General features: G+C 72.4%; 27 protein-coding genes and 2 pseudogenes. 13 read left to right on the top strand and 16 right to left on the bottom strand.

Annotated elements, in window-relative coordinates; translation table 11 throughout:
- The first annotated feature begins 97 nt into the window (after nucleotides 1–97).
- Both SSNG_RS23360 and SSNG_RS42285 read left to right on the top strand, forming a co-directional pair.
- Nucleotides 98–973: an alpha/beta fold hydrolase gene (locus SSNG_RS23360; protein ID WP_007266368.1), complete on the top strand. Its 876-nt coding sequence runs from the start codon at nucleotides 98–100 to the stop codon at nucleotides 971–973.
- A 95-nt stretch (nucleotides 974–1068) separates the two neighbouring features.
- Entirely contained in the window at nucleotides 1069–1221 is a 153-nt protein-coding gene (locus SSNG_RS42285; protein WP_007266367.1) for a hypothetical protein, read from the top strand.
- 75 nt (nucleotides 1222–1296) lie between these two features.
- Here SSNG_RS42285 and SSNG_RS23355 read toward each other — a convergent pair whose 3' ends face one another.
- From SSNG_RS23355 to SSNG_RS23345, 3 genes are all read right to left on the bottom strand, one after another.
- Nucleotides 1297–1902 (bottom strand): MarC family protein, encoded by a 606-nt coding sequence (locus SSNG_RS23355; protein WP_007266366.1) that lies wholly within the window; start codon nucleotides 1900–1902, stop codon nucleotides 1297–1299.
- Nucleotides 1903–1964: 62 nt separating this feature from the next.
- Nucleotides 1965–2831, bottom strand: a complete 867-nt coding sequence (locus SSNG_RS23350) for a PHP domain-containing protein (protein WP_007266365.1) — start codon at nucleotides 2829–2831, stop codon at nucleotides 1965–1967.
- 798 nt (nucleotides 2832–3629) lie between these two features.
- Nucleotides 3630–4388: a GntR family transcriptional regulator gene (locus SSNG_RS23345; RefSeq protein WP_007266364.1), complete on the bottom strand. Its 759-nt coding sequence runs from the start codon at nucleotides 4386–4388 to the stop codon at nucleotides 3630–3632.
- Nucleotides 4389–4703: 315 nt separating this feature from the next.
- On the opposite strand from SSNG_RS23345, the gene SSNG_RS40155 reads away from it, so the two are divergent.
- Entirely contained in the window at nucleotides 4704–4958 is a 255-nt protein-coding gene (locus SSNG_RS40155; protein WP_007266363.1) for a hypothetical protein, read from the top strand.
- A 573-nt stretch (nucleotides 4959–5531) separates the two neighbouring features.
- Here SSNG_RS40155 and SSNG_RS23340 read toward each other — a convergent pair.
- Nucleotides 5532–6170 (bottom strand): DUF6758 family protein, encoded by a 639-nt coding sequence (locus tag SSNG_RS23340; protein WP_042801712.1) that lies wholly within the window; start codon nucleotides 6168–6170, stop codon nucleotides 5532–5534.
- Between the two features lie 57 nt (nucleotides 6171–6227).
- On the bottom strand, nucleotides 6228–6812 hold the full coding sequence (locus SSNG_RS23335; protein WP_007266361.1) for a suppressor of fused domain protein: 585 nt from the start codon (nucleotides 6810–6812) through the stop codon (nucleotides 6228–6230).
- 379 nt (nucleotides 6813–7191) lie between these two features.
- Here SSNG_RS23335 and SSNG_RS23330 point away from each other — a divergent pair, with 379 nt between their 5' ends.
- Together SSNG_RS23330 and SSNG_RS23325 are read left to right on the top strand one after the other, a co-directional pair.
- Complete coding sequence (locus tag SSNG_RS23330) at nucleotides 7192–8304, top strand: magnesium and cobalt transport protein CorA (RefSeq protein WP_007266360.1); 1113 nt, start codon at nucleotides 7192–7194, stop codon at nucleotides 8302–8304.
- Between the two features lie 31 nt (nucleotides 8305–8335).
- Nucleotides 8336–8848 (top strand): hypothetical protein, encoded by a 513-nt coding sequence (locus SSNG_RS23325; RefSeq protein ID WP_007266359.1) that lies wholly within the window; start codon nucleotides 8336–8338, stop codon nucleotides 8846–8848.
- Nucleotides 8849–8876: 28 nt separating this feature from the next.
- Here SSNG_RS23325 and SSNG_RS23320 read toward each other — a convergent pair whose 3' ends face one another.
- Entirely contained in the window at nucleotides 8877–9701 is an 825-nt protein-coding gene (locus SSNG_RS23320; RefSeq protein ID WP_050779712.1) for a hypothetical protein, read from the bottom strand.
- A gap of 178 nt (nucleotides 9702–9879) precedes the next feature.
- Here SSNG_RS23320 and SSNG_RS23315 point away from each other — a divergent pair, with 178 nt between their 5' ends.
- The 3 genes from SSNG_RS23315 to SSNG_RS23305 all read left to right on the top strand — a co-directional run bounded on the left by SSNG_RS23315 (nucleotide 9880) and on the right by SSNG_RS23305 (nucleotide 13027).
- The gene (locus SSNG_RS23315) at nucleotides 9880–11151 is read left to right on the top strand and encodes a CBS domain-containing protein (RefSeq protein ID WP_042801711.1); all 1272 of its coding nucleotides are present in this window, start codon (nucleotides 9880–9882) and stop codon (nucleotides 11149–11151) included.
- A 76-nt stretch (nucleotides 11152–11227) separates the two neighbouring features.
- Complete coding sequence (locus SSNG_RS23310) at nucleotides 11228–11824, top strand: DUF1003 domain-containing protein (RefSeq protein WP_050779906.1); 597 nt, start codon at nucleotides 11228–11230, stop codon at nucleotides 11822–11824.
- 42 nt (nucleotides 11825–11866) lie between these two features.
- Nucleotides 11867–13027, top strand: a complete 1161-nt coding sequence (locus SSNG_RS23305; protein WP_007266355.1) for an Mrp/NBP35 family ATP-binding protein — start codon at nucleotides 11867–11869, stop codon at nucleotides 13025–13027.
- 115 nt (nucleotides 13028–13142) lie between these two features.
- Here SSNG_RS23305 and SSNG_RS23300 read toward each other — a convergent pair whose 3' ends face one another.
- The 5 genes and pseudogenes from SSNG_RS23300 to sigE form a co-directional block, all read right to left on the bottom strand.
- Nucleotides 13143–13883, bottom strand: a complete 741-nt coding sequence (locus SSNG_RS23300; RefSeq protein ID WP_007266354.1) for a hypothetical protein — start codon at nucleotides 13881–13883, stop codon at nucleotides 13143–13145.
- Between the two features lie 136 nt (nucleotides 13884–14019).
- Nucleotides 14020–14469, bottom strand: coding sequence for a sec-independent translocase (locus SSNG_RS23295; RefSeq protein WP_007266353.1), 450 nt, complete (start codon nucleotides 14467–14469; stop codon nucleotides 14020–14022).
- A 136-nt stretch (nucleotides 14470–14605) separates the two neighbouring features.
- A pseudogene (locus SSNG_RS23290) lies at nucleotides 14606–15685 on the bottom strand (trypsin-like peptidase domain-containing protein); the annotation flags it as partial.
- Nucleotides 15686–16170: 485 nt separating this feature from the next.
- Nucleotides 16171–16665, bottom strand: a pseudogene (locus SSNG_RS44920) (zf-HC2 domain-containing protein); the annotation flags it as partial.
- Nucleotides 16662–17441: an RNA polymerase sigma factor SigE gene (gene sigE / locus SSNG_RS23280; protein ID WP_128637108.1), complete on the bottom strand. Its 780-nt coding sequence runs from the start codon at nucleotides 17439–17441 to the stop codon at nucleotides 16662–16664. The gene sigE and the pseudogene SSNG_RS44920, both read right to left, overlap by 4 nt.
- Nucleotides 17442–17608: 167 nt before the next feature.
- On the opposite strand from sigE, the gene SSNG_RS23275 reads away from it, so the two are divergent.
- Nucleotides 17609–18271 (top strand): class I SAM-dependent methyltransferase, encoded by a 663-nt coding sequence (locus tag SSNG_RS23275; protein WP_125605621.1) that lies wholly within the window; start codon nucleotides 17609–17611, stop codon nucleotides 18269–18271.
- A gap of 513 nt (nucleotides 18272–18784) precedes the next feature.
- Here SSNG_RS23275 and SSNG_RS40150 read toward each other — a convergent pair.
- Nucleotides 18785–18952: a DUF3117 domain-containing protein gene (locus SSNG_RS40150; RefSeq protein ID WP_003966491.1), complete on the bottom strand. Its 168-nt coding sequence runs from the start codon at nucleotides 18950–18952 to the stop codon at nucleotides 18785–18787.
- 332 nt (nucleotides 18953–19284) lie between these two features.
- Between SSNG_RS40150 and SSNG_RS23270 the strand changes: the two genes are divergently transcribed.
- Nucleotides 19285–20088 (top strand): enoyl-CoA hydratase-related protein, encoded by an 804-nt coding sequence (locus tag SSNG_RS23270; protein ID WP_007266348.1) that lies wholly within the window; start codon nucleotides 19285–19287, stop codon nucleotides 20086–20088.
- Between the two features lie 4 nt (nucleotides 20089–20092).
- Here the strand turns inward: SSNG_RS23270 and SSNG_RS23265 are convergent, their stop codons facing one another.
- Nucleotides 20093–20674 carry a DNA-3-methyladenine glycosylase I gene (locus SSNG_RS23265; RefSeq protein WP_007266347.1) on the bottom strand — a complete coding sequence of 194 codons (582 nt, stop codon included), beginning with the start codon at nucleotides 20672–20674 and terminating at the stop codon, nucleotides 20093–20095.
- Nucleotides 20671–21000, bottom strand: a complete 330-nt coding sequence (locus tag SSNG_RS23260; RefSeq protein WP_125599841.1) for a DivIVA domain-containing protein — start codon at nucleotides 20998–21000, stop codon at nucleotides 20671–20673. Before SSNG_RS23260 ends, SSNG_RS23265 begins: the two co-directional genes overlap by 4 nt.
- Before the next feature lie 82 nt (nucleotides 21001–21082).
- Between SSNG_RS23260 and folP the strand changes: the two genes are divergently transcribed.
- Entirely contained in the window at nucleotides 21083–21943 is an 861-nt protein-coding gene (gene folP / locus SSNG_RS23255; protein ID WP_007266345.1) for a dihydropteroate synthase, read from the top strand.
- 42 nt (nucleotides 21944–21985) lie between these two features.
- Here folP and SSNG_RS23250 read toward each other — a convergent pair whose 3' ends face one another.
- The gene (locus SSNG_RS23250; protein ID WP_007266344.1) at nucleotides 21986–22750 is read right to left on the bottom strand and encodes a TIGR00730 family Rossman fold protein; all 765 of its coding nucleotides are present in this window, start codon (nucleotides 22748–22750) and stop codon (nucleotides 21986–21988) included.
- A gap of 64 nt (nucleotides 22751–22814) precedes the next feature.
- Nucleotides 22815–23894: a succinyl-diaminopimelate desuccinylase gene (gene dapE / locus SSNG_RS23245; RefSeq protein WP_007266343.1), complete on the bottom strand. Its 1080-nt coding sequence runs from the start codon at nucleotides 23892–23894 to the stop codon at nucleotides 22815–22817.
- Nucleotides 23895–23981: 87 nt separating this feature from the next.
- Between dapE and SSNG_RS23240 the strand changes: the two genes are divergently transcribed.
- A complete protein-coding gene (locus tag SSNG_RS23240; protein ID WP_050779905.1) occupies nucleotides 23982–24980 on the top strand; it encodes a hypothetical protein in 999 nt (332 codons plus the stop codon).
- A 304-nt stretch (nucleotides 24981–25284) separates the two neighbouring features.
- Nucleotides 25285–25647: a hypothetical protein gene (locus tag SSNG_RS23235; RefSeq protein WP_007266341.1), complete on the top strand. Its 363-nt coding sequence runs from the start codon at nucleotides 25285–25287 to the stop codon at nucleotides 25645–25647.
- Nucleotides 25648–25698: the final 51 nt, after the last annotated feature.

Below are 25698 nucleotides of genomic sequence, written 5' to 3'. Positions count from 1 at the left end.
CGGGCTCACGCCCGCAGGACGGCCCCGGTCCCCTTTCGAGGGGGCCGGGGCCGTTCCCCTACCCCTCGGCGGTGCTACGGACCGGTAACCTCGGGCCATGAGCAAGCCGCCGCGCCTCACCCTGCCGCCCGTCGCCCGCGCGTACCGCCTGACCACCACCCGGGGCGCGTTCGCCGTGCACGAGGCGGGTGAGCCCGTACGCGGAACGGCCCTCCTGGTCCCCGGGTTCACCGGCAGCAAGGAGGACTTCATCGCCCTCCTGGAGCCGCTCGCCGCCGCCGGCTACCGGGTGGTCGCCGTCGACGGGCGCGGCCAGTACGAGACCCCGGGACCGGGCGAGGAGACCGCGTACGAACTCCAGGAGCTCGCCCTCGACGTCCTGGCCCAGGCCGCGGCCCTGGACGCCCCGGGCCCGCTCCACCTGGTCGGCCACTCCCTCGGCGGCCTGATCTCGCGCGCCGCAGTGCTGCGCGACCCCTCCCCCTTCGCCTCCCTCACCCTGATGAGCAGCGGGCCCGCCGCCATCGCGGAGGACCAGCAGGCCCGTACGAAGCTGCTGGTCATGGCCCTGGAGGAGCTGCGCGACACCGAGCCCGCCACCTGCATGGAGACCGTGTGGGCCGCGATGCGGGCCCAGGACCCGGCGGACGCCGAGCCGGACTCCCCCGAGCTGGCGGCGTTCCTGCACGAGCGCTGGCTGCGCACCGTTCCGGAGCAGCTGATCACCACCGGCCGGGTGCTGGTCTCGGAGCCCGACCGGGTCGCGGAGCTGGCGGCGTTGCCGCTGCCCAAGCTGGTCCTGTCCGGGGTGGTCGACTACGCCTGGCCGGTTCCGCTGATGGACGAGATGGCCGTCCGGCTGGACGCTTCCCGGGTGGTGGTGGAGGGCGCCGAGCACTCCCCCAACGCGGAGAACCCGCAGGTCACGGCAGGTGCACTAGTGGACTTCTGGCAGCCCTTTAGCGGTCGGTAGTTAGCTAAGGAAAAAATTTCCTTAGCGTAGGGAATGTTTCTCGTGCATCCCCTGTTGACCCCTGTGCAAGGAGAACACCGACGAAGGGAGAAGCAGTGCGCTTCGAGATTCTGCGCCTGGACGACGTCGACGGGACCGCCGTGGACAGCACCGTCGTGGACGCGGCCTCCGTCAACCGGATCGTGCAGCAGGCGGCCGCCATCGGCCAGCGCATCCTGATCCGACCGGCCGAGAGTGCGTCCTCCTGACGATTTCACGCGCGAACGCCCCCGCACCGATCCGGTGCGGGGGCGTTCGTACGTTCCGGGTGAGGGCGCGCCGGGTCAGGAGCCGCGGACGACCTGGAGCACCCCGTTGATGATCTGCTGGACCGCGATGGCGGAGAGCATCATGCCGGCGAGGCGGGTGACCAGGACGACGCCGCCGTCCTTGATGACCCGGATGATCACGAGCGAGTAGCGCATCGTCAGCCACAGCACGACGTGCATGGCGGCGATCGCCGTCCAGACGGACAGCTGGCCGCCGAACCCGTCGGCCTTCTGCACGGCCAGGATGACGGACACGATCGCACCCGGCCCGGCCAGCAGCGGCATGCCCAGCGGGACGAGCGCGACGTTGACGTCCTTGGTCTGCTTGGGCTCGTCGGTCTTGCCCGTCAGCAGGTCGAGCGCGATCAGCAGGAGCAGCAGACCACCGGCGATCATCAGCGCCGGGACGGAGACGTGCAGGTAGTCCAGGATCTGCTGGCCGCAGAGACCGAAGACGGCGATGACGCCGAAGGCCACGCAGACGGCCTGCCAGGCCATGCGGCGCTGGACCTTCGCGGGACGGCCCGAGGTCAGGGCGAGGAAGATCGGCGTGATCCCCGGGGGGTCCATAATCACAAAAAGCGTGAGAAAAAGGGATCCGAAGACGGCGAAATCAAACACAGTGATGCCTTGCAGTGAGGGGTGTTACCAAAAAGCGGGAGGGGGACGTGTGGGCGCGGCGCTTACGCGCGGGCGTCTCCACCGGCGCCGGGCACGGGGAAGGCCCCCGCGGCGCGGCGCGTGATCTCGCCGTAGATCTCGGGGTCGGTCGTGTACTCCCCGAGACGACAGGTCTTGCGGCTGCCGTGGTAGTCGCTGGAGCCGGTCGTCAGCAGACCGAGGTCCCCGGCCAGTCCGCGCAGACGGGCGCGGGTGGCGGTGTCGTGGTCCATGTGGTCCACCTCGATGCCGTCGAGGCCGGCGGCCGCGAGCGCGGCTATCGCGGACTCGGGCACGCACTCGCCGCGCTTGACGGCGGCGGGGTGCGCGAACACGGTGACCCCGCCGGCCGCCTTGACCAGGCGGATGGCGTCGAAGGGGTCGAGCTCGTGCTTCTCGGCGTACGCGCGGCCGCCGTCGGCGAGCCAGTCCGCGGTGAACGCGTCGGACACGGTGGGGACGACCCCCAGCTCGACCATCGCGGTCGCGATGTGCGGGCGGCCGACCGAGCCGTTCCCCGCGATCCGGGCCACCTGCTCCCAGGTGACGTCGACACCGAGCCCCTGGAGCTTGCCCACCATGGCCTGGGCCCGAGGCGTCCGGTCGTCGCGCACGAGCTCCCGCTCACGGGCGAGCTCGGGCTCCTCGGGATCGAACAGGTACGCCAGCATGTGCATCCCGACGCCGTCGAGGCGGCAGGACAGCTCGGCACCGGTGACCAGCGTCAGCCCGGCGGGCAGCGCGGCGATCGCCTCGGCGTACCCCCCGACGGTGTCGTGGTCGGTCAGCGCGACCACGTCCAGCCCGGCCGCGGCGGCATTGCGCACCAGCTCGGCGGGGGTGTCGGTGCCGTCCGAAGCGGTGGAGTGGGCGTGCAGGTCGATGCGCACAGCCGGACTCCAGGGTTCACGCGGACGGGGGACACCCCAGGGTACCGCCCACACGAAGCGGAACCGGCCCCGCCGGGCGGGGGCACACGTCTCGCGGCGCGGGCCCGCTACGTCCCCCCTCGACCCCGTGGGGTCGGGCGGGGGCGGTGGGCGGTGTCTCCCGGGGCGGTCTCGGGGCGGGTTGGGGGCTTCCCGTCAGTCCCATCGTCCTTCCGGTTCGGGCCGGTCCCTCAAGGGCGCTCCTTCGTCGCGTCACTTCGTGATCGCCTTCGGCGACCCTTGACCGACCGGCCCGAACCGGAAAGCCGAAAGACTGCCGGGAAACCCCCAAAGAAACGAGACGGATGATCCTTGGAGGAGCGGCTCCCTCAGCGATGAGGCGAGGGGCCCGGCGCCGGCCCGCCGGGCATCCGAGCCCGCAAGAGTCGCCATTCCGGGCCAGGGGCGCGACCACCCGCACGAAAGGCCGACCAAATCGACCTACGGAGCCCCCAGGCGCGACAGATCGCTACGCGCTTCTCTGATCTCGGCGGCCGACGGCCGTCCTGGGCTGATACCCGCACCAGAGGACGACCAGATCGACTTGGGAGTCCGGCAGGCGCGACAGATCGCTACCCGCTTCTCGGATCTCAGCGTCGGACGACCGCCTTGGGCTGATACCCGCACGAGAGGTCGAACAGGGAAGCCCAGGCAGCCGACGGGCGCGGCAGATCGCTACGCGCTCCTCTGGTCTCGGCGACCAACGGCCGCATGGGGCAAGCTCACGCGCACCTTCCTCGACGCGATGGCCGGCAAGCACTACGCGTCGAAGGCGTATTCCAGGACGTAGGAAGCGGAATCCAGGGTCATTTCATTGACCTCGACTGCACGGCCGTCCTCGGCGAACGCGGTGCGCACGATCTGGATGACAGGTGTCCCCATGGAGAGGGCGAGACGTTCGGCCTCTCCGGCGGAGGGCATGCGGCACCGAACCTCCTCACGGAAGTGAACGGGCTTGTGGCCCAGCTCCGCCAGCCTCGCGTATGTCCCACCGGGCCCGGTGTCGGTTTGGGTGATCGCAGAGTCGGCCACGACGTCTGACGGCAGATACGAGGTCGCGAAGAGCACGGGCTTGCCGTCCAGCACGAACCGTCGGCTGCGCACCCAGACCGGAGACCCATCCGGAACGTCGAGTGCAACGACGATCTCCTCGCTCGCCCGCTCTTCGTGCACCTCGACCTGGTCGACCACCAGGTCTCGGTCTTCGCTGTCCGTCGACCAGATGGAACGTCCCGACCCCCACTGTTCCTGCGCGAGCCGCTGGATGCCGTGCCTCCGCAGGGGCCTGAAGGCCCGGACGAAGACGCCGGCACCTTTCCGCGCTTCCGTGAGACCTTCGTTCTGGAGCACGCTGAGAGCCTGACGTGCGGTCATCCGCGCGACGTCGTAGGTGGCCATCAGGTCGTTCTCGCCAGGCAGACGGTCGCCCGGTCCGTACTCGCCGGAACGAATCGCCGCCCGCAGCTCGTCGGCAATCCGCTGATACTTCGGCTGGCGAGTGCTGCCCTGGCTGGTCATCGAACGATCACTCCTTCTCTTCTCTAGACACCCTAGGCCCAGCGGGAAGGCGCCGCACTTATCAGCCTTGCGAGCGAACATCTCTAGAGATCTATTGACGAGATGGGTTGGATGGGCTTCAGTTGCGACATCTCTAGAGACATCACCTGTCGAGAGGTGTACCTGCAATGTGCCTGCTGTCCGTCAGCACGGAGGGCTCTGACGCTGTCGCGCATCGCTGCGCCTGTGGGGCCGCGTCCAGCCTCAGCGAAGAGCTCCTCGATCGTGCCCACGCCGGCTGGGAGCGATTCCTCAGCACTTTCGAGGGGGCTTCCGATGAGTGAGTGCTACGAGTACGTGCCACACCGTCTCCTCCACCAACGCGTTCGTGACATCGCCTCAGGCGTCGAAGGCGTGCTGATGGCCGTGATCAACGAGAACGTCTCCGACACCGGAATCGAGCGCTGGATGGAGCTCGCCTATATCCGAGGCGCCTGCGGCCGCGAGTTCACCACCGCCGCGCCCAACGTCGAACCCGCCCCGGACCAGCCCAAGACGGCCGCCGGACGCCGAGACCAGAGAAGCGCGTAGCGATCTGGCGCGCCCGGCGGACTCCCAAGTCGATCTGGTCGTCCTCTGGTGCGGGCATCGGCCCGGGACGGTCGCCGGACGCTGAGACGTGAGGAGCGCGTAGCGATCTGCTGCGCCTGAGGGCTTCCCAGGTCGCCCAAATCGGCCTCTCGTGCGGGTAGTCGCGCTCCTGGCCCGGAATCGCAGACGTAGGGGCCCGAATGCCCGGCGGGCCGGCTGCCGGCCCCTCGTCTCATCCCTGAGACGGCTGTCCTCCTCCTCTGGACCGTCCCGTTTCTATGGGGGTTTCCCGTCAGTCTTTCGGCTTTCCGGGGCGGGTCGGTCTGTCAAGGGTGGCCGAAGGCCATCGCGAAGCGACGCGACGAAGGAGCGCCCTTGACAGGCCGGCACGACACGGAAGGACGATGGGACTGACGGGAAGCCCCCAACCCTCCCTGAGACCGTCCGGGGGGACACCGCCCCCGCACCGCCGGCCCGCAGACGAGGGGGCGGGTGGGCAACCCCCGCCCGACCCCACGGGGTCGAGGGGGAGATGGCGGGCCCGAGCCGCAAGCCCCGTACGCCCGCCCCCCCCTACCCCAGGATGCGTGGGCTCAGGGCGCCGCACGGGAGGAGTTCTACCTCCGAGCCCGCGTCGCGGAGGTCGGTGAGGACGAGTTCGTCGTACATGAGGAGGCCCGTCTGTTCGGGCCAGACGATGGCCCACAGCCACAGGCCGCGGGCCTCTCCCGCGAAGACGGCGCGGTCGTCCGGGGCGCCCTTGACGTGCCACAGGGGGGTGGGGCGGCCCGCCGCGACGACCTTGGCGTGCGGCGGGGCCGAGACGTTGATGTAGGGGCCCGGGTCGGGGGCGTCGATGCCGGCGAAGCGGGAGCCGAGGCCGACGCCGAGCTCCTCGGCGATGAGCAGCAGCTCCCCCAGGCCGCCGAGCGGCCCCGGGCCGGTGCAGGCCACGGCGGTGGCGCGGCCGCCGCTGCGGTCGTCACCGGCGCTCGCCACGCCGGTGAACAGCCAGCCGACCGGGAGCGGCCACGGCATCCACACGGGCACGTTCGCCCGGTTGACGACGACCTCCAGCCCTTCGACGCTGGGCGGGATCACAGGCTGTAGCGGGTGGACGGCGCCGTGCACCGCGCACTGCCAGGAGTCGGAGAAGAGGCCGGGCGCGCGGACCCGGCCACCGCACTTCGGGCAACTCGGTTCGCCCCTCATAAGAAGCACGCTCCTCCCCGCCCGGGGCGTCGTCAAGACGCGATCACCCGTCCGGGCTCAGTCCAGTGCGACGGCCGTACGCAGAGGGTCCCGCAGATCGGTGCCGCGCGCGAGCCAGCGCTCCTGGAGCGCGGCGGCTCCGTGGACCCGCTTCCAGGCGGCCTCGTTCGCCGTCATGGGGAGCAGGGGGAGGAAGCGGACGGGGTCCATGGGCTCGTCGAGGTCGAGGTCCTCGACGAGTCCGCCGGGTTCGGCGACGAGTACGGAGGTGAACGGGGCGCCGTCCCACAGCGGTTCGCCGACGTCCAGTGAGGCGCCGGGGGCGACGACGAGCCCTTCGACCATCGGGGAGGCCGCGAGTACGGCCAGTGGCCGCAGCAGCTTGTCGGTGGGTGCGAGGCCGGCCCGTACGGTGAGGACCAGTTCGGCGCGCGGGCCGCGCACCGGGTCGGCGACGACGGCGGTGGGGTCGGTCATGGGGTGGGCGGACATGCCGAGGGTCGCGTAACGGACGAGGTCGCCGTCGGTGAAGCGGAGGACCTCGATGCGGTCGGTGCCGAGGAAGGTGACGGAGGCGCGGGCGTCGGGTTCGCCGAGCGTGCTGCGCAGCCGGGCTTCGACGAGGGCCAGAATTTCTGCCATGGAGCGAGCATAGAACTCGTATCCACCGGGTAAAGGGCGGGTCTTGACCATCCGTCGGCTGATAGTGTTGACAGCTGGTCGGGGCCGCACTCAGAAGAGTTGTTTCAGGGCTCCGGCGACAGGACGTCCCCCACGGGGGACCGGCCGGAGGAGGTGGGGCTGCGATGGACCGAAGTCGATCGTGCAGTACCAGCCGCTCTTCGGCGTCCTTCCAGGGCTTCTCCAGCCCTCTTTGATCTTCTGATCAGCAGAAGAGCGACGGCAGAACTTTGTCCTCCCGTCCTGTTTCCCTCCGTGGGCCCCGGGCTGTCCGCCCCCGGCCGCCACAGGGGGCCTCCCACCCGTGCGGTCCGCAGCCGTGCGCGAGAAGGAGCCTGCCATGTCGATGCTGCCCTACCTCCGTGCCGCCGTCCGTCCGGCACTGCGCAAGTCCACCCCCGTACAGCCCGGCTACGACACCACCCGCGACCCCTCCGCCAGTAGTGCGGTGGTCGACTGCGCCGTGTACCGCGACGGGCGGCGCGCGCAGGGGGACTGCCTGACGCCGCGTGAGGCCCTGCGCCGGGTGCGCGAGGACGGGGGCTTCGCCTGGATCGGGCTGCACGAGCCCACCCACGACGAGTTCGCCGGGATCGCCGCGACGTTCGGGCTGCACCCGCTGGCCGTGGAGGACGCGGTGCACGCGCACCAGCGGCCGAAGCTGGAGCGGTACGACGAGACCCTCTTCACGGTCTTCAAGACGATCCACTACGTGGACCACGCCGAACTGACGGCGACCAGCGAGGTGGTGGAGACGGGCGAGGTGATGTGCTTCACGGGCCCCGACTTCGTCATCACCGTCCGGCACGGCGGCCAGGGTTCCCTGCGGAGTCTGCGCCACCGCCTCCAGGACGACCCGGAGCTGCTGTCGCGGGGCCCGTCGGCGGTGCTGCACTCGATCGCCGACCACGTGGTCGACGGGTACATCGCGGTCGCTGCGGCGGTGCAGGACGACATCGACGAGGTGGAGAGCGCGGTCTTCGCCGCCCCCGCGAAGGGGGTCGCCCGTGGTGGTGACGCGGGCCGGATCTACCAGCTCAAGCGGGAGGTGCTGGAGTTCAAGCGGGCGGTGTCGCCGCTGCTGCGGCCGATGGAGCTGCTGAGCGAGCGGCCGATGCGGCTGGTGGACCCGGACATCCAGAAGTACTTCCGGGACGTGGCCGACCACCTGGCGCGGGTGCACGAGCAGGTCATCGGCTTCGACGAGCTGCTGAACTCCATCCTCCAGGCGAACCTGGCGCAGGCGTCGGTCGCGCAGAACGAGGACATGCGCAAGATCACCTCCTGGGCGGCGATCATCGCCGTGCCGACGATGATCTGCGGCGTGTACGGGATGAACTTCGACCACATGCCGGAGCTGCACTGGAAGTACGGCTATCCCCTGGTGATGGCCGCCATCGTGGGCAGCTGTTTCGCCATCCACCGCACGCTGCGGCGCAACGGCTGGCTGTAGCGGCCGGGAGTGCACCGCCTACGCTGTGCGCATGACTCTCAGCGCGCTCGACCTGGCCCTCGTCGAGGAGGCCTCAAAGAAGTCCGGCCTGATCTGGGTCCGCGGCACCGGTGCCGACCGGGCCCTGTGGCACGCCTGGGTGGACGGCGCCGCGCACGTGCTCGGCGACGGCCCCGGCGAGCAGCCCTTCCCCGGGCTCACGGACGGCGCCTCGGCGGAGGTGACCGTACGCAGCAAGGACAAGGGCGGCCGGCTCGTGGGCTGGACCGCGGCCGTACGGGAACTCGTGCCCGGCAGCGAGTCCTGGGAGGCGGCCGTGGCCGAGCTGAAGGGCAAGCGGCTGAACGCGCCCGACTCGGAGCGGATGACGGAGCGCTGGGCGCGGGAGTGCCGGCTGCTGCGCCTGGAGCCGGTGGCGGTGGCGGACGGCCTGCCGACGGGTTCGCTGGCGGCGCGGCCGGTGGGCTCCCCGGCGGTCACCCGCAGGCCCATCCCGGCGGGTCTGCCGAAGCTGCTGCTGAAGCGGAAGAAGGCGAAGCGGTAGCGGGCGAAGCGGTAGCGGGCGCCGCCGCTCAGCTCTTGGGGCCGGAGCCCTGGCCGCCCTGGCCGCCCTGCCCGGTGGACTTCGAGGGCGCCGGGGAGGCGCCGGGGGCGGTGCCCTTGCCGTCCTTGGTGGTCGGCAGCTGGCTGCCGTAGTCCACGGTCTGGTCCTGCGCGGGTGCCTCCAGCGGGAAGGGCTTGCCCCACTCGGACAGCTCCACCCGGCCGGCGCCGCCCGCGCGCTCCATCAGCAGCGGGTACGGGGTGCCCTCCAGGGACACCGACAGCTTGCCGCCCTTGCCCGCGTCCGCCGAGACGGGGACCGCGCGGGTGTGCCCGACGGTGGTGTAGGCGCCCTTGCTGAGCTTGCCCTGGAGGCCGAGGAGCCCGTCCAGCAGGACGTGCATGTCGGTGAACCCGCGGAACTGCTTGTAGGAGGGGTCGCCCTCGGGCACCTTCACGTACTTGTCGCCGAGCTTGCCCGCCGAGTCCGACTTGCCCCAGAAGGCGGCGCTGGCCTTCAGGTACAGCTGTTCGCCGACCCGCAGCAGCTGGAAGGTGTCCTCGGCCGACTTCACCTCGCCGGAGCCGCCGTCGGCCTTGAGCCGCATGTCGAGGGTGAAGGTCTTGCCGCCGGTGACGAGGGTGCCCGCCAGGTGGACCGAGTGCGCGGCGGTCGCGGCGGCCTTGGCCTGGCCCTCGATCTTGTCGGCGGCGAGCTTGCCGACGCCGTTGGTGCCCTTGTCGGGGTCCTTCTTCTCCGCGCCGCAGCCCGTGCCGGCGACGGCGAGGCCCGCGCAGAGGGCACCGATGAAGGCGGCCCGGCGCAGCCGTACGGCGGGGGTCTGGGCGGTCACGGGCGTGTGCCTTCCGTCGGGGGTCTGCGGCAGCAGGCAGCGTACCCGTCCGGTGGCGCGGCCCCGGCGGACCCCCGGACGCACCCCGGCCGGACGGCCCCACCAGGACGCCTTCGCCCGCCACGGGCTAGCCTGAGGCACGGCACGACTGTTGATGGACGCTCTAGGAGGCGCACGGATGGTTGCAGGCGCCCCGCGGATCTTCGTCTCGCATCTGTCGGGTGTGCCCGTCTTCGACCCCAACGGCGACCAGGTCGGCCGCGTCCGCGACCTCGTCGCGATGCTGCGGGTCGGCGGCCGCCCGCCCCGGCTGCTGGGCCTGGTGGTCGAGGTCGTCAGCAGGCGGCGGATCTTCCTCCCCATGACGCGGGTGACGGGCGTGGAGTCGGGCCAGGTCATCACCACCGGTGTGGTCAACATGCGGCGCTTCGAGCAGCGCCCCACCGAGCGGCTGGTCCTGGGCGAGCTGCTGGACCGGCGGGTGCGCCTGGTGGACGGCGGCGAGGAGGTCACCGTCCTGGACGTGGCCATCCAGCAGCTGCCGGCCCGCCGGGACTGGGAGATCGACCGGATCTTCGTGCGCAAGGGCAAGGGCGGCGCGCTGCGCCGGCGCGGCGAGACGCTGACCGTGGAGTGGTCGGCGGTCACCGGCTTCTCCCTGGAGGAGGAGGGCCAGGGCGCCGAGAGCCTGGTGGCGACCTTCGAGCAGATGCGTCCGGCGGACCTGGCGAACGTCCTGCACCACCTGACGCCCAAGCGGCGCGCCGAGGTGGCCAACGCCCTGGACGACGACCGGCTCGCGGACGTCCTGGAGGAGCTGCCGGAGGACGACCAGGTGGAGATCCTCGGGAAGCTGAAGGAGGAGCGCGCCGCCGACGTCCTGGAGGCCATGGACCCCGACGACGCGGCCGACCTGCTCTCCGAGCTGCCGGAGGAGGAGAAGGAGCGGCTGCTGACGCTGATGCAGCCGGACGACGCGGCCGACGTGCGGCGTCTGCTGTCGTACGAGGAGAACACCGCGGGCGGTCTGATGACCACCGAGCCGATCGTGCTGCGCCCGGACGCCACCGTCGCGGACGCGCTGGCCCGCGTGCGCAAGTCGGACCTGTCGCCGGCGCTGGCCGCGCAGGTGTACGTCTGCCGGCCGCCGGACGAGACGCCGACGGGCAAGTACCTGGGGACGGTGCACTTCCAGCGGCTGCTGCGGGACCCCCCGTTCACCCTGGTCAGCTCCCTGGTGGACGCGGACCTGCCGCCGCTGCGCCCGGACGCCTCGCTGCCGGCGGTGACGAGCTACCTGGCCGCGTACAACATGGTCGCGGCGCCCGTCGTCGACGAGAGCGGTTCGCTGCTGGGCGCGGTCACCGTGGACGACGTCCTGGACCACCTGCTGCCCGACGACTGGCGGGAGACCGACTTCCACTCCGAGGAGGCCCTGCGTGGGCACTGAGCGCGGGCGCGGCGATGCGGCGCGCGAGCGGCGCCGGGAGCGGCGCGAGCAGGCCCGGGAGGGGCTCTCGGAACGCCTGGAGGAGGCCGCCGAGCGGCTCCGCAACGAGCGGACGGAACGTTCCTCCGAACGGGCGAGGAGCGCCGCGCCCGCGGGGGCGAGCGCGCTGACGCGGTCGCGCGTACGGCTGGACCAGCCGCGCCCGGACCGCCGCAAGCTGCTGCCCGAGTACGACCCGGAGGCCTTCGGGCGGCTGTCGGAGCGGGTGGCGAGGTTCCTCGGCACGGGCCGGTTCATCGTCTGGATGACCCTGGTCATCGTGGTCTGGGTGCTGTGGAACGTGTTCGCCCCGGACCACCTGCGCTTCGACCAGTACCCGTTCATCTTCCTGACGCTGATGCTGTCGCTGCAGGCCTCGTACGCGGCCCCGCTGATCCTGCTCGCGCAGAACCGGCAGGACGACCGGGACCGGGTCACCCACGAGCAGGACCGCAAGCAGAACGAGCGCTCCATCGCGGACACCGAGTACCTGACCCGGGAGATCGCGGCGCTGCGGATGGGCCTGGGCGAGGTCGCCACCCGCGACTGGATCCGCTCGGAGTTCCAGGACCTGATCAAGGAGATGGACGAGCGGCGGCTGTTCCCGGGTGAAAGTGACGAAGGCGACCGCTGATCGGCTTACCTGAGGCCTGCTACCGAGCCGTACCATCGGGGCATGGCTACCGAGACACCCTCCGCCGCCGCGCCGGAGCAGGACGCGATCCTGGACGCGCTGGCGACGGTCAACGACCCCGAGATCCACCGGCCGATCACCGAGCTCGGCATGGTCAAATCGGTGGAGATCGGCGAGGGCGGCGCCGTCGCCGTCACGGTCTACCTCACGGTCTCGGGCTGCCCCATGCGCGAGACCATCACCAAGAACGTCACCGAGGCCGTCGAGAAGGTCGCGGGCGTCACCTCCGTCGCCGTCTCCCTGGACGTGATGAGCGACGAGCAGCGCAAGGAGCTGGCGGCGACCCTGCGCGGCGGCACCGCCGAGCGCGAGGTGCCGTTCGCCAAGCCGGGGTCGCTGACCCGCGTCTACGCGGTCGCGTCGGGCAAGGGCGGCGTGGGCAAGTCCTCCGTGACGGTCAACCTGGCCGCGGCGATGGCGGCCGACGGCCTGAAGGTCGGCGTGGTCGACGCGGACATCTACGGGCACAGCGTGCCGCGGATGCTCGGTGTGGACGGCAAGCCCACCCAGGTCGAGAACATGATCATGCCGCCGTCCGCGAACGGCGTGAAGGTCATCTCCATCGGCATGTTCACCCCGGGCAACGCCCCGGTGGTGTGGCGCGGCCCGATGCTGCACCGTGCGCTCCAGCAGTTCCTGGCGGACGTGTTCTGGGGCGACCTGGACGTGCTGCTGCTGGACCTGCCGCCGGGCACGGGCGACATCGCGATCTCGGTCGCGCAGCTGGTCCCGAACGCCGAGATCCTGGTGGTGACCACCCCGCAGCAGGCGGCGGCCGAGGTCGCGGAGCGGGCCGGCTCGATCGCGGTGCAGACGCACCAGAAGATCGTGGGCGTCGTCGAGAACATGTCGGGCCTGCCGTGCCCGCACTGCGACGAGATGGTGGACGTGTTTGGCTCGGGCGGCGGCCAGAAGGTCGCCGACGGCCTGACCAAGACGGTCGGCGCGACGGTTCCGGTGCTCGGCACGATCCCGATCGACGTCCGGCTGCGCGAGGGCGGCGACGACGGCAAGCCGGTCGTGCTGTCCGACCCGGACTCCCCGGCGGGCGCGGCCCTGCGCACCATCGCCGGCAAGCTCGGCGGCCGCGCGCGCGGCCTCTCGGGCATGAGCCTGGGCATCACGCCGCGGAACAAGTTCTAGGGAGGTGTGGGCGCTCGTTCCGCCGGGGCGGAACGGGTGGGCACACCGGAACGGCGGCCCGCAGGGACCGCGCAGCGTCAAGGGCACCGCCGCCAGGCGGTGCCCTTTCCCGTTCCTACTCGTACGCCGCGAGGTCCGCGATGGCCGAGAAGCCCAGGCCGTACGCGCTCATCCCCCGCCCGTACGCCCCCAGGTGCACCCCGCTCCCGGTGGAGCCGGCCAGGACCCACCCGTACTCCGACTCGCGGTAGTGGAACGGCGTCGGCTCCCCGTCCACCGGCAGCGACAGCGTCGACCAGTCCGGCCCCGCGAGGTCGTCGGCGAGCTCCCAGGCGGCCTCCGTCTGCTGGTCGAGCCAGTCGGCGCGCCGGGTGTGGTCCATCTGCGGCGGCCAGCTGTAGGACAGCAGCCCCGAGCCGGCCAGCCAGGCCGCCGAGGAGACCGAGGTGGCCTCCAGGACGCCGGTGCCGTCGCCGCTGCGGCGCTGCGGGTTGCCGGCGACGGTGATCACCACCGCGAAGCGGTCCTTCTCGCCGGTGGCGATCTCGCCCCGGGCGGACGGCTCGTCGCCGTGGCCGGTGGAGCCGTGCTCCACGCTGCCGTCGGCGCCGGTGCCGACCTGCATGAGCCAGCGGGGGCCGGTGAAGGCCCCGTCGAGGCCGTACCAGGGGAATTCCGCGCTCAGGTAGCCCGCCGCCCCCCGGCGGGCCTTCGGGACCGGCGCGGCGGCTTCCGGGGGCTGGCCGGGCGCGGCCTGGCCGCCGGTATGTTCCGGGGGTTCGGTCTGCGTGGGCGGTGCGTCTTCGGGCGCCTCGGCAGGCTGCGCGCCTACCCGGCTGCTGCTCGTCGTCTCCATGGGCGGCCTCTCGTTCCGTGGGGTCCGGAACGGCCCTCCCCCTCGCCTGGCTGGGGGGACTCCCCTCCGCGGGCGGCCTGGGTCCGGACAGATGGAGGATAGCCATCCGGTCCCGGATCGACGGGCAGGCCGCGCATCAGGTGGCGTCGGCGTCGAAGGGGGTGCGGGGCTCCTGGGCCGGTGCCGCGGGCTTCTTCAGCAGGTCCGGACCGGTCCCGGCGGCGGGCGCGGCGGAGGGCGCGGCGGCGGCCTGCGGCAGGTCGGCCTCCCGGCCGTTCACCGCGTCGGTGACCTCGTTGAGCTCCTTGCGGAGGTCGAAGCTGCTGCGCAGCTCCTGGAGGTCCTCGTTCTCGGTGAGCTGCTTGCGGATGAAGGTCTTCGGGTTCAGGTCCTCGAACTCGAAGTCCTTGAACTCGGGGCCCAGTTCGGAGCGGATGTCCTGCTTGGCGTTGTCGGAGAACGCGCGGATCTTCCGGATGAAGCCGGAGACGTCCTGGATCACCTTCGGCAGCTTGTCCGGGCCGAAGACGAGGATGGCGAGCACCACGATCGTGACCAGCTCGAGTGCGCCTATGTCGTTGAACACCTTGCCGCTCCTCGGCTCTCTCCACTTCCGGCCCGGTCAACGGTACCCGGCGTTCCTTGCGCTCCCCTACGCCGGTGCGCGACCGTTCGCGGATTCACCCGGGCGTCATCCGGTGTTCGTGTCGCGGACAGGCCGCTCAGGAGCCGCTCGCCGAGCCGAGGACCACGTCCAGGGTGCGTTCCCTGCCGTCGCGCAGGACGGTCAGGCCGAGGCGGTCGCCGGGCCGGTGGGCCCTGATCTTGATGATCAGCTCGTCGCCGCCGTGCACGCGTACGCCGTCCACCTTGGTGATCACGTCTCCCGGGCGGATCCCGGCGCGGGCGCCGGGGCCGTCGGCCACGACGGAGGGCTTGCCGTCCTCGCCCTTGGCGTCGACCCGGGCTCCGTCGCCCTTGTACTCCATGTCCAGGGTGACGCCGATGACGGGGTGGGTGGCGCGGCCGGTGCGGATGAGTTCCTCGGCGACCCGCTTGCCCTGGTTGACGGGGATGGCGAAGCCGAGGCCGATGCTGCCGCTCTGGCGGGTGGGGTCGTCGCCGTCCTCGCCCTTGTCGGCGCCGCGGATGGCGCTGTTGATGCCGATCACGTGGGCGCGGGAGTCGAGGAGGGGTCCGCCGGAGTTGCCGGGGTTGATGGGGGCGTCGGTCTGGAGGGCGTCGACGTAGCTGATGTCGCTGCCGTCGCGCTTGCCGCCGCCCGCGGTGATGGGGCGGCCGGTCGCGCTGATGATGCCCGAGGTGACCGTGTTGGAGAGGTCGAAGGGGGCGCCGATGGCCACCACCGGGTCGCCGACGCGGACGTTCTCGGAGTTCCCGAGCGCCAGCGGGCGCAGGCCGCGGACCCCGCCGACCTTGACCACGGCCAGGTCGTAGCCGCCGTCGCGGCCGACGAGCTCGGCGCGCACGCTCTCGCCGGTGCTGAAGGTGACCGTTATGTCGCGGGCGTCGGCGACGACGTGGTTGTTGGTCAGGATGTGGCCCTGGTCGTCCAGGACGAAGCCGGTTCCGGTGCCGCTGCCGCCGCCCCCGCTGACGTGCAGGGTGACCACGCCGGGCAGTGCGGTGGCCGCGATGCCGGCCACGCTGTCGGGGGCCCGGTCCTTGGCGTCGGCGGCGGCCTGCGGGAGCTCCAGCCGGGTACTGGTGCGCCGCTCGGCCAGGATGCCGAGGTAGCCGCCGGCGCAGCCCGCGAGGAGGGCGATGAACGCGCCGACGACCGCCAGCCGCCACAGCGCGGGCGCGCCGCGCGGCGCCTTGCCCTGGTCGACGACCTGGAGCGGGCCGGCGGCCCAGGGGTCGTAGCGGGGTCCGGGAGCGGAGCCGGGGGCCTGGTCCGGGGCGGGGGCGGGCTCGGTCCGGTCGGCGTCCGCGTCCGGGCCGGGCTCCGGCATGGCGGCGGGCCGGCTCCACCACGTCGGAGCCGGACCGTTCTGCTGACTGTCGGACATGGGCGCTCCCCGCGGGCCTGGCGCACCGCGGGGCGGCGCGTGTGCCGCAGATTCAACCAGGTACCCGGGCCCCTCGGGGGCCCGGGTCAGCGGGAGAGGGAAACCGGCTGGGCCGTCGCCGGGGCCGAGGAAGCCGCCGTCGGCAGCTGTCCCACCGGGACCGGGCCGGTCGTCACGCCGGGGGTCGGGACCCGGTCGCGCACGAAGGCGTCGGTCAGCGGCACCACCGGTCCGGGCCTGGTCGCGGGCGCCTCCCCCCGGGCGTTCGGCTCGATCCCGTCCAGCGGCAGCGACCCGCCGAGCGCGATCGCGGCCAGCGACACGGCTCCCGCCGCCACGAAGGCGAAGCGGCGTCTGGGACGGCCCACCTCGTGGATGCGGAAGCCCTCGCGCGGGGCGGCCGGAGCGGAGTACCCGAACGAGGAGAACGGGTCGACGCCCGGAGCCGGGGGCGCGAGCGGAGCCCCCGGTCCGCCGCCCGGACCGGCTGGCCCGGCGGGCCCGTCCGGGCCCGCTCCCGGCAGCCCCTGGAGCCGGGCCAGCAGGCCGGCCGACAGCGGTGGCGGGGCGCTCTCCACGAACAGGGTCTTCAGCCGGCGCTGCGCGTCGGCCTCGGCCTTGCACTTGGCACAGGTCGCCAGGTGCGCCAGCACCCGCTCGCGCGCGTCGTGCTTCAACTCCCCGTCCACCAGGGCGGCGAGCCGGTCGCCCAGGTGCTGTTCGGCGGGGGAGGGACTCGCTCCGCTCACTCGGCTCCGCCCTCTCCCCCGGCGCCCGGCGCGCCCACCGCCACGCCCGCCAGCGCGCGCTGCTCGGCGCGGAACTCGGGAGAGCGGTGCTTGAGCGCCTTGCGCAGGTGCGAGCGGCCGCGGTGGATGCGGCTGCGGACGGTGCCGAGCTTCACGCCGAGCGTGGCGGCGATCTCCTCGTAGGACAGGCCCTCGATGTCGCAGAGAACCACGGCGGCGCGGAACTCGGGCGCGAGGGTGTCCAGCGCCTGCTGCACGTCGGCGTCGAAGTGCGTGTCGTGCAGGACCTGCTGGGGGGACGGCTCGCGGCTCGGCAGCCGCTCGGCGGCGTCGTCGCCGAGGGCGTCGAAGCGGATCCGCTGCTTGCGGCGCACCATGTCCAGGAACAGGTTCGTGGTGATGCGGTGCAGCCAGCCCTCGAAGGTGCCGGGCGTGTAGGTGGACAGCGAACGGAAGACCCGGACGAAGACCTCCTGCGTCAGGTCCTCGGCGTCGTGCTGATTGCCCGTCAGGCGGTAGGCGAGGCGGTAGACCCGCGCGCTGTGCGTGCTGACGATCTCCTCCCACGAGGGAGGGGTCCACGCCTGGGAGCCCGCGTCAGCGGCAAAGGTCGCGGTGGTCGCGGTGTGGGCGGTGTGGAAGCGGTCAGCAGTGTAGGTCACGGATTTCGGCTCACCCGCCGACCAGAAGAGGCGTCTGAGGCCGCCTCCACGATCCACAAGCGCAGCCGCACCTCCCCTGTCGGCTCTGGTGGTGTCCAGTGGAGCCCCTACCATAGCCACCCCTCCCGTCAGCTCTGGATAAGCATTTTTGCAGTAACTTTGCACGGACCTCGGGGTCCGGACCGCCGATCTGCCCGCAGCCGTCCCCTCTATCCCGCCTCTCACCCTCCCAACGCCCGGTCCCATCTGCGGGTTCCCGACGTCAGCGGATACAGTCACCGTTGCGCCAACTATGGGGACAGGAGAGGGTCATTAGCGGCAACCGGCAGACGAGCTGGGCGTTCGCCGACGCGTTCGTAGCCGAGGACGACGCTCTGCGATGGGCCCGAGACCGGTCCAGGGAAGCGGGCCTGCGGTCCGTGTCCCCCGGCACCGGGGCCGCGCTGCGTCTGCTCGCCGCCACCGCGGACGCCAAGGCCGTCGCCGAGATCGGCACGGGGACCGGCGTCTCGGGGATCCACCTGCTGCACGGGATGCGGCCGGACGGGGTCCTGACCACGGTGGACCCCGAACCCGACCGGCAGGCCTTCGCCCGCCAGGCCTTCCGCGCGGCGGGCTTCGCGGGGAACCGCGCGCGGTTCATTCCGGGGCGGGCGCTGGACGTGCTGCCGCGGCTCGCCGACGGCGGGTACGACCTGGTCTTCTGCGACGGCGACCCGGCCGAGTCCCTCGACTACCTCGCGGAATCGTTGCGGCTGCTGAGGCCCGGGGGCCTGGTGTGCTTCGAGGGGGTCTTCGCGGACGGGCGGACGGTGGACTCCGCGGCTCAGCCGGTGGAGGTGATCCGGGTGCGGGAGCTGCTGCGCAGCGTGCGGGAGAGTCCGGCGCTCGAAGCTGCGCTGCTTCCGGTGGGGGACGGGCTCCTCTGCGCGGTCCGGCGGTAGCCGCTGCCCTGGCCGGGCGGTGCGCGGGTCTGCCGCTGCGCGGGCTGCTCCCCGCCCCACCCTTCGCCCGTTCCCCGGGCTGCGCCCGGACCCCTCCTGGGGGCTCCGCCCCCAGACCCCCGCGCCTCAAACGCCGGCGGGGCTGGAATTTCGCTGCGCGAAATCCAGCCCGCGCGGCGCCCGGCACGGGGTCTGGGGCGCAGCCCCAGGTCTTCCAGCCCGCGCGGCGTTTGAGCGCAACGGGGTCAGGGGCAGCGCCCCTGGGAACGGTGGAAGGGCGGGTAGGGGACCAGCCCCGCGCAGCGGCACACCCACCCGCAGACGACACACCGGCACCAGCCACCCGAACCAACCCCGCCCCGGGTCCGACGGCCGGAGGCTGTCGCAGCGGCGCGAAGCCGGGGAGGCCGCCCGCGGCCGAGCCGCGCGAGCGGCGCGTCAAGAGGGGAAAAAAACGGCCCCGCCCCCACCGCAGGCGCGGTAGGGGCGGGGCAAGATCAAAAGGGTCGGGGCTCAGCCGACGACCTTCTTCAGGGCGTCACCCAGGGCGTCCGCCTCGTCCGGCGTCAGCTCGACGACAAGCCGACCGCCGCCTTCGAGCGGTACGCGCATGACGATGCCTCGCCCCTCCTTGGTGACCTCGAGCGGGCCGTCGCCCGTCCGCGGCTTCATGGCCGCCATGCTCGTTCCCCTTCCTGAAACCAGCTCATCGTCAGCCGACGGCCCCGTTCAGGCGCCTAGTACCCGGCATCGAACACATTGCTTCCCAGCCATTATCCCGCATGTCAGGACCCGATGACCAACATCGGAAGGGAACGCTTGCGCAACGCGCTCGACCAAAACCACTCATTTCGGGGATCCGCCTGCGATACTTCGCCGTCGCCCCCGGGGGTGGGGCTCCGCTTTGTTTGACGCACATCACATGCCCGCCCCCGGTCCCGTCCGCCATGCTGACCCTTGCACCGGCCGGTACCGGCCGGTAGCCAAGCCCGCGACGAAGGGGGACCCCCACCATGGCCGACAGCGTGCTCTACGAAGTGACCGACGGACTCGCGACCGTCACGATCAACCGGCCCGACGCGATGAACGCCATGAACACGGAGGCCAAGGTCGCCCTGCGCGACGCCGTCGAGGCCGCCGCCGCCGACACCGCCGTACGGGCGGTCCTGCTCACCGCCGCCGGGGAGCGGGCCTTCTGCGTGGGCCAGGACCTCAAGGAGCACATCGGCAACCTCGCCGCGGACCGCGAGAACGGCTCGACGCTCACGATGAGCACGGTCTCCGAGCACTACAACCCGATCGTGCGGGCCCTGACGGAGATGCCCAAGCCCGTCGTGGCCGCGGTCAACGGCGTCGCCGCCGGGGCCGGCTTCGGGTTCGCGCTCGCGGCGGACTTCCGCGTCGTCTCCGAGTCCGCGTCCTTCAACACCTCCTTCGCCGGGGTCGCGCTGACCGCCGACTCCGGGGTGTCCTGGACGCTGCCGCGGCTGATCGGCGCCTCCCGGGCCTCCGACCTGCTGCTGTTCCCCCGCTCCATCAAGGCGCAGGAGGCGTACGAGCTGGGCATCGTGAACCGGCTGGTGCCCGCGGAGTCGCTGCGCGCGGAGGCCGAGAAGGTGGCCCGGACCCTCGCCACCGGCCCGACGGTGGCCTACGCGGCCGTCAAGGAGTCCCTGGCGTACGGGGCCTCGCACACCCTCTCCGAGGCCCTGGAGCGCGAGGACGTCCTCCAGACCCGCGCGGGGGCCTCCGAGGACCACTCCATCGCCGTGCAGGCCTTCCTCGCGAAGCAGCCGCCGCGGTACCTGGGCCGCTGACGCCTCACCCCTCGCGGGAGACGCAGCCCGCGAGGTGGTCGTTGACCAGGCCGCAGGCCTGCATCAGGGCGTAGGCCGTGGTCGGCCCGACGAAGCGGATGCCCGCCTTCTTCAGGGCCTTGGCCAGGGCCGTGGACTCCGGGGTCACCGCCGGCACGTCGGCGGTGCTCCTCGGGGCCCGGCCCCGCTTCCCGGGGGCGTGGGACCAGATCAGCTCGTCCAGCTCCCCCGCCCCCCAGCCGGCCAGGACCTTCGCGTTGGCCAGGGTGGCCTCGATCTTGGCCCGGTTGCGGATGATCCCCTCGTCGCCCATGAGCCGTTCGGCGTCGGCCGGCCCGAACTCCGCGACCGCCGCGATCTCGAAGTCCGCGAAGGCCTTGCGGAAGCCCTCGCGGCGGCGCAGGATCGTGATCCAGGACAGCCCGGACTGGAAGGCCTCCAGGCACAGCCGTTCGTAGAGGGCGTCGTCGCCGTGGACGGGCCTGCCCCATTCGGTGTCGTGGTAGGTGACGTAGTCCTCCGTGGACAGCCCCCAGGGGCAGCGCAGGCCGCCGTCCGGGCCCGCCAGCAGTCCCGCGCCGCTCACCGCTCGTCCTTCGTGAGGTCGACCCGGTCCGCCGGGGCGTGGGCGCGCGCGGCCGTCAGCTCCGCGATCCGCGCGTCGCGCTCGGCCAGCTCGGCCGCGAGCCGGTCCAGTACGTCGTCCACCTCGGCCATCCGGTAGCCGCGCGGCGCGACCGGCAGCCGCAGCGCGTCGATGTCCGCCCGCACCACCGGCCGGCTCTCCGGGAGCGCGTCGGCCACCCGGTCCGGCTCGGCCTCGGGCAGTACGGCTTCGGAACCGCCGCCGACCACCGCGAGGGTGACCGCGGCCACGACCACGACCAGCGCGATCAGCAAGAACCAGAACACGATCAACTCCCCTGAGAGACTCCTGCCCTCAGGTTAAGGTCGCAGACGAGGCGCGAGGGTCGCCGAAGGAGGAAAGAGCAGGATGCTGCGACTGGGCAGGCGCGAGTTCGACACCCACGAGCCGGTGATCATGGCCATCGTGAACCGCACGCCGGACTCCTTCTACGACCAGGGCGCCACCTTCCGCGACGAACCGGCCCTCGACCGGGTGGAGCAGGCCGTGGCCGAGGGCGCGGCGATCATCGACATCGGCGGGGTGAAGGCGGGCCCCGGCGAGCACGTGGACGCGGCGGAGGAGGCCCGGCGCACGGTCGGCTTCGTGGCGGAGGTGCGCCGCCGCCACCCGGACGTGGTGATCAGCGTGGACACCTGGCGGCACGAGGTCGGGGAGGCGGTCTGCGAGGCCGGGGCGGACGTGCTGAACGACGCGTGGGGCGGCGTGGACCCGAAGCTGGCGGAGGTCGCCGCGCGCTACGGCGCGGGCATCGTGTGCACCCACGCGGGCGGGGTCGAGCCCCGCACGCGGCCGCACCGGACCTCGTACGAGGACGTGATGGAGGACGTCCTGCGCGTCACGGTCGCCCTGGCGGAGCGGGCCGAGGCCCTCGGGGTGCCCCGCGAGTCGATCATGATCGATCCGGGTCACGACTTCGGGAAGAACACCCGGCATTCGCTGGAGGCCACCCGCCGGCTCGCGGAGATGACCGAAACCGGTTGGCCGGTGCTGGTGTCGCTGTCCAACAAGGACTTCGTCGGGGAGACCCTCGACAAGCCGGTCAAGGAGCGCCTGCTGGGCACCCTGGCGACCACGGCCGTCTCGGCCTGGCTCGGCGCGCAGGTGTACCGCGTCCACGAGGTCGCGGAGACGAAGCAGGTCCTCGACATGGTCCGCTCGATCCAGGGGCACCGCCCGCCGGCCGTCGCCCGCCGCGGCCTGGCCTGAGGCCCCCGGAGCCGCGCCGCCGCGGCGGCGCGGCCGTGGTCCCTACTTGCCGACTTCCTTCGTGACCAGCGCGATCGCCTCGTCCACGTCGTCCGTGACGTGGAAGAGGTAGAGGTCCTTCTCCGAGGCCTTGCCCTGGGCGATGACCGTGTTGCGCAGCCAGTCGATCAGGCCGCCCCAGTACTCCGTGCCGAAGAGCACGATGGGGAACCTGGTGATCTTCTGCGTCTGGACCAGGGTCAGCGCCTCGAACATCTCGTCCAGGGTGCCGAGCCCGCCCGGCAGGACCACGAAGCCCTGGCTGTACTTCACGAACATCGTCTTGCGGACGAAGAAGTACCGGAAGTTCAGCCCCAGGTCGACGTGCTGGTTGAGCCCCTGCTCGAAGGGGAGCTCGATGCCCAGGCCGACGGAGATGCCGTTCGCCTCGCGGGCGCCCTTGTTGGCCGCCTCCATCGCGCCCGGGCCGCCGCCGGTGATCACGGCGAAGCCGGCCTCGACGAGCGCGCTGCCGATCCGTACGCCGGCCTCGTACTCGGGCGAGTCCACCGGCGTGCGGGCCGAGCCGAACACGCTGATCGCGGGTGGCAGCTCCGCCAGGGTGCCGAAGCCCTCGATGAACTCCGACTGGATGCGCAGGACCCGCCAGGGATCGGTGTGCACCCACTCGGAGGGCCCGGCCGAGTCCAGGAGCCGCTGGTCCGTCGTACTGCCCGCCTGCACCTGGCCCCGCCTGCGCAGCACCGGCCCGAGCTGCTGCTCCTCGGGCCGACGGCGAGACCCCTCGGCACTGCCGTGGTTGCCCATGATGTGCTCCCTCCAGCTGATCGTTGGATCAGGTTAGGCGCACGAAGGTGGCCGGAAGGGGAATTTACGAGGTCAGCCAGGCGCGGAGTCGTTCCTCGCAGTGCAGGATGGCCTTCGTCTCGACACGCTCGTCGACCTTGTGGGCCAGCAGCGCGTCGCCCGGCCCGTAGTTGACCGCCGGGACGCCGAGCGCGCTGAAGCGGGAGACGTCCGTCCAGCCGAACTTGGGCATCGGACGGCCGCCGACCGCCTCCATGAAGGCCGCCGCGGCCGGGTGGGACAGGCCGGGCAGGGCCCCGCCGGAGGAGTCGTCGACCACGAACTCGGCGATGTCGCAGTCCGCGAAGACCTCCCGGACGTGGGCCAGCGCGTCGGCCTCGCTGCGGTCGGGGGCGTAGCGGAAGTTCACGGTGACCGTGCAGGCGTCGGGGATGACGTTGTTGGCGACGCCGCCCGCGATGCGGACCGCGTTGAGGCCCTCGTGGTACTCCAGGCCGTCGATGACCGGCTTGCGGGGCTCGTACGCGGCCAGCTTCGCCAGGATCGGGGCGGCGGCGTGGATGGCGTTGGAGCCCATCCAGCTGCGCGCGGAGTGGGCGCGCTCGCCCTCGGTGCGCAGGAGCACGCGCAGGGTGCCCTGGCAGCCGCCCTCGACCTCGGCGTTGGAGGGCTCCAGCAGGACGGCGAAGTCACCGGCCAGCCAGTCGGGGTGGGCGTCGGCGACCTTGCCGAGGCCGTTGAGGTCGGCGGCCACCTCCTCCTGGTCGTAGAAGACGAAGGTGAGGTCGCGGTTGGGTTCGGGGACGGTCGCCGCGATCCTCAGCTGTACGGCGACCCCGGACTTCATGTCCGTCGTGCCGCAGCCCCACAGGACGCCGTTCTCGTCCAGGCGGGACGGGATGTTGTCGGCGATCGGCACGGTGTCGAGGTGGCCGGCCAGCACGACGCGCTCGGTGCGGCCGAGGTGCGTACGGGCGACGACGTTGTTGCCGAGGCGGTCGACGGTGAGGTGCGGGAGGGCGCGCAGCGCGTCTTCCACCAGGTCGGCGAGCACCTTCTCGTCGCCGCTCACGGAAGGGATGTCGACGAGCCGGGCGGTCAGCTCGGCAGCGTCCAGGGTGAGGTCCAGCTCGGATTCGGACATGGAACTGACCCTAACGCCCCGGGATGGGCGGGAAGCGGGAGCGTCCGGCCGGTGGACGGTTTATCGGCCTCAAGTACGGTGGGCCGCGTGTCCGAGACCGATCGCTCCCGTCCCCGCCGCCGCCGGCCGTTCCGCAAGGCCGTCGGCCTGGTCGTCCTGCTCGGGGTGATCGGGTACTTCGTCGTCCAGCGGGAATCCGACAACGGCGCCCCGTACTGCACTGCTTCGGCGACCGGAGCGGCGGGCTCCGCGGGTGCGGGGGACGTCCAGACGTACGAGATGACCCCGGAGCAGGCGGCGAACGCGGCGACGATAGCCGCCGTCGGGATCTCCAAGGGGCTGCCGGACCGGGCGGTGACCATCGCGCTGGCGACGGCGATGCAGGAGTCGGCGCTGCGCAACCTCGACCACGGGGACCGTGATTCGCTGGGTCTGTTCCAGCAGCGGCCCTCGCAGGGCTGGGGCACCCCGGAGCAGATCATGGACCCGGTGTACTCGGCGGGGATCTTCTACGACCGGCTCGCGGAGATCAAGGGCTACACCAGGCTGCCGCTGACGGTGGCGGCGCAGAAGGTGCAGCTCAGCGGTTTCCCGCAGGCGTACGCGAAGCACGAGCCGGACGCGACGGTGCTGACGGCGGCCTTCGGTGAGAACGGCACGCCGGCCTCCCTGGTCTGCTCCGGCCCGGCGCCCTCGGCGGGCGACCCGGAGAAGGTGCGGGCGGAGCTGGTGCGGGCGTTCGGGGCGCCGGCGCGGGAGGCGCTGGGCGGGGGCCGGGCGGGTGCTCCGGCCGGGCGGCCGGGGTCGCCGGGCGGGTCGGTGCCCGAGGCGGAGGTCGGGCTGCGGCTCAAGGAGGGCGGCGGTCCGGCCGAGGCGCGGCGCGGGCGGGCGATGGCCCACTGGGCGGTGGCCCGGTCGAAGGAGCTGGGCATCGCGCGGGTGTCGTACGACGGTTCCTCGTGGACGGCCGGGCGGGACGGCGGCTCGTGGCGGGGCAAGGGCGGCGGCCGCAAGTCCGGTGCCGACCCGCACGACGCGGCGCCGGGCGAGGTCCGGATCTTCCTGGCCCGCACCACCGCCCGCTGACCCGCCGGCGCGATCACCGGCCGGCGTCGGCCACCCGCGTACGCCCCCGGCGCGCGGGCGGCCCGGCGTGCTGCCGCGGCGGCACGGTCATCCGTGCGCACCGTCACCCGGGAGGGGGGTCCCCGCGTTCGGCCCGTACACCCGGAAGGCGGGAAGAACCGCAGGTCGGCGCGGGTCCGGTGCTCTTGTCACGGAAGCCGATTAAACGATGCGTTACTGATCCTTTACCCGACGGGTCCGCAACTCCCCCCACCCCGGGAGCGGTTGTACACGGCGTACTCAGCCGCTACCGCTTAGGAGCATCATGACCCTCCCCCTGACCCGTCGGATCGCCCGCGCCGCGCTTCTCCTCGCAGCCGGTACCGCTCCCGTGGTCGGTGCGGCAGGCGCCGCCAGCGCGGCCGACGCCGTGGGCCTGGAGTCCCTGCCGAAGCTGAACACGCTCACCGCCCCCGACGCCGGCGCGGCCACCGACGCCACGCACACCGCCACCGAGGCCCTCCCGGCCGCCGCCCCCGTCGCCGCCCCCGCCACCGAAGCCCTCGGCGGCGCCGGCGGAGCCACCCAGACGCTGGGCGGCCTGCCGGTCGCCGGGGAGGCCCTGGGCGGCGGCCTGCCCGGCGGCGGTCTTCCGGGTGGCGGTCTTCCGGGCGGCCTGCTGGGCTGACCCGCGTCGGGACGCGCGAACGGCCGAGGGGGCCGGTAGCTGCTGCTCCCG

Origin of the sequence: Streptomyces sp. C, from assembly GCF_000158895.1 — a bacterium.
GTDB lineage: Bacteria > Actinomycetota > Actinomycetes > Streptomycetales > Streptomycetaceae > Streptomyces > Streptomyces racemochromogenes.
This window is presented reverse-complemented; position numbering and strand designations above follow the sequence as displayed.